Consider the following 1,151-nt stretch of genomic DNA (forward strand, 5'->3'; position numbering starts at 1 on the left):
ATACCAAATCCGGCTACTCTGTTGAGGTATGGTCAGCGCCGCCGGGCCACCAGTGATACAGCGTCCGGCTCTGGATCCTGGCCGGCTGGTCGGTGAGCGACACGCACGTCTCGCCCAGTACCGCTTCCAGATCGGCGAGACGCTCGAACACCCGGTTCGCCAGCCGCTCGTCGGTCAGCTCCCACAACCGCTCGGCGGGCATCAACTCTGGGCTGTACGGCGGCAGGTGCTCGAAGGCGAGCACGCCGTCGGCCTCCAATGCGAGCGTCTCCGCCGACATGTGCCACCCGGCTTGGTCGAGCACTAGAAGGACCGCCTGCTCGCGGCTTCGCAGGAAGGCAGCCGTGATCTCGCAGAACATCGCCGAGTTGACCGAAGGCGCTAGCCAGAACTCGCTCTCGCCCGTCTCGGGGCACACGAAGGCGTAGACGTAGAGCCACTCGTAGCGCGGACGGACGGCGACCTGTGGACGCTCGCCGCGGCGCGCCCACGTCCGGCGCAGGATCGGCTTGAGCCCGACCCGGTGCTCGTCCATCGCCCACACCTCGACCGAGCGCTCGGCGCGGGCCGCCTCAACCTGCGCGACGAGCTTGTTTTTTGAACGCCGCTTGCGCGGCCGGATCTGCGTTGTCGTGGTGCGGGCGCGGGGTCTGCGCCGAGAAGCCGAGGCGGACGAGCCACTCCCAGCCGCGCTGGTCGTGGACGTGTTCGCGCCCGGTGGCGGCCTCGATCCAGCGGGCGACCTTAGGTCCGCTCCACAGCCCGCCGTCGGGCGCGGTGCCAGAGGCGAGCGCGGCGTCGAGATCTGCCTGCTGCGCCGTGGTCAGCATGGCCGGTGCGCCGGGGTGGTCGTGGCGACGGTCGCGCATGGCCTCGGGTCCGCCGTCGTTGTAGCGGTGGATGAGGGAGCGGACCCAGAGCGGGGTGTAGCCGGTCACCTCGGCAATGTGTGCCGTGGATCGGCGCAGGGTCTTGAGCCAGATGACCTGCCAGCGGGCGCGCTCGGTGGCGTCACGGCAGGCGCGGAAGCGAGCGCGGACCTCCGCGTCAGGCAAGTGGTCGGTGAGCGAGAGCGTCCGAGACATGGCGAGCCGGAGGCGAGTGGACCGCTCAGACCGCGCGACCAGAAAGAAAGCTCCCGGATCTGGTAT

The 1,151-nt window shown here is 69.6% G+C and carries 2 protein-coding genes; both read right to left on the reverse strand.

Annotation, left to right across the window (positions count from 1 at the left end):
* Positions 1–13: 13 nt before the first annotated feature.
* Positions 14–622, reverse strand: coding sequence for an IS630 family transposase (locus RM540_RS16285; RefSeq protein ID WP_311666082.1), 609 nt, complete (start codon positions 620–622; stop codon positions 14–16).
* Positions 573–1,151, reverse strand: a 579-nt coding sequence (locus RM540_RS16290) for a winged helix-turn-helix domain-containing protein (RefSeq protein ID WP_311666080.1), incomplete at its 5' end; no start/stop codon positions are given. The genes RM540_RS16285 and RM540_RS16290, both read right to left, overlap by 50 nt.

It is taken from the genome of Rubrivirga litoralis (assembly GCF_031846415.1).
In the GTDB taxonomy this organism is placed as follows: Bacteria; Bacteroidota; Rhodothermia; order Rhodothermales; family Rubricoccaceae; genus Rubrivirga; species Rubrivirga litoralis.